At 57.4% G+C, this 1,012-nt stretch carries 1 protein-coding gene; it reads left to right on the top strand.

The window, feature by feature from the left end; translation table 11 throughout:
- A partial coding sequence (gene tuf, locus C8N31_RS20160) for an elongation factor Tu (protein ID WP_107992415.1) occupies positions 1 to 933 on the top strand: 933 nt, incomplete at its 5' end.
- Positions 934 to 1,012: the final 79 nt, after the last annotated feature.

Below are 1,012 nucleotides of genomic sequence, written 5' to 3' on the forward strand. Positions count from 1 at the left end.
GACTACGTCAAGAACATGATCACCGGTGCGGCGCAGATGGACGGCGCGATCCTGGTTGTGAACGCTGCTGACGGCCCAATGCCACAGACGCGCGAGCACATCCTGCTGGGCCGCCAGGTTGGCATCCCTTACATGGTTGTCTTCATGAACAAAGTTGACCAGGTCGACGATGAAGAGCTGCTGGAACTGGTGGAAATGGAAATCCGCGAGCTGCTGTCCTCTTACGAGTACCCAGGCGACGATATTCCGATCATTGCAGGTTCCGCTCTGGCGGCGATGGAAGGCAACAAGCCAGAAATCGGCGAAGAGAAGATCAAAGAACTGATGGCGGCTGTGGACGAGTATATCCCAACGCCAGCACGTGCTGTTGACCAGCCGTTCCTGATGCCTGTGGAAGACGTGTTCTCGATTTCCGGCCGTGGTACAGTTGTGACCGGCCGTGTTGAGCGCGGTGTGATCAACGTGGGCGACGAGATCGAAATCGTTGGTATCCGCGACACGAAGAAAACCACCTGTACTGGTGTTGAAATGTTCCGCAAGCTGCTGGATCGCGGTGAAGCGGGCGACAACATCGGCGCATTGCTGCGCGGTGTGGACCGTGAAGGTGTTGAGCGTGGCCAGGTTCTTTGTAAGCCCGGTTCGGTTAACCCACACACCAAGTTCGAAGCTGAGGCCTATATCCTGACCAAAGAAGAAGGTGGCCGTCACACGCCATTCTTTGCGAACTACCGTCCACAGTTCTACTTCCGGACCACAGATGTGACCGGCACCGTTCAGCTGCCTGAGGGTACTGAAATGGTTATGCCGGGCGACAACCTGAAGTTCGACGTTGAGCTGATCGCGCCGATCGCGATGGAGCAGGGCCTGCGTTTCGCGATCCGCGAAGGTGGCCGTACGGTTGGCGCGGGCGTTGTGTCCAAGATCACTGAGTAAGCAAAGCCTGCCGCGTGCGGCGCCTTGTGGCGGTGTCTTTTCCCCTTGAGGAAAAGATCACGAGAGCAAGGTACCGGCA

Origin of the sequence: Sulfitobacter mediterraneus (assembly GCF_003054325.1) — a bacterium.
In the GTDB taxonomy this organism is placed as follows: Bacteria; Pseudomonadota; Alphaproteobacteria; order Rhodobacterales; family Rhodobacteraceae; genus Sulfitobacter; species Sulfitobacter mediterraneus.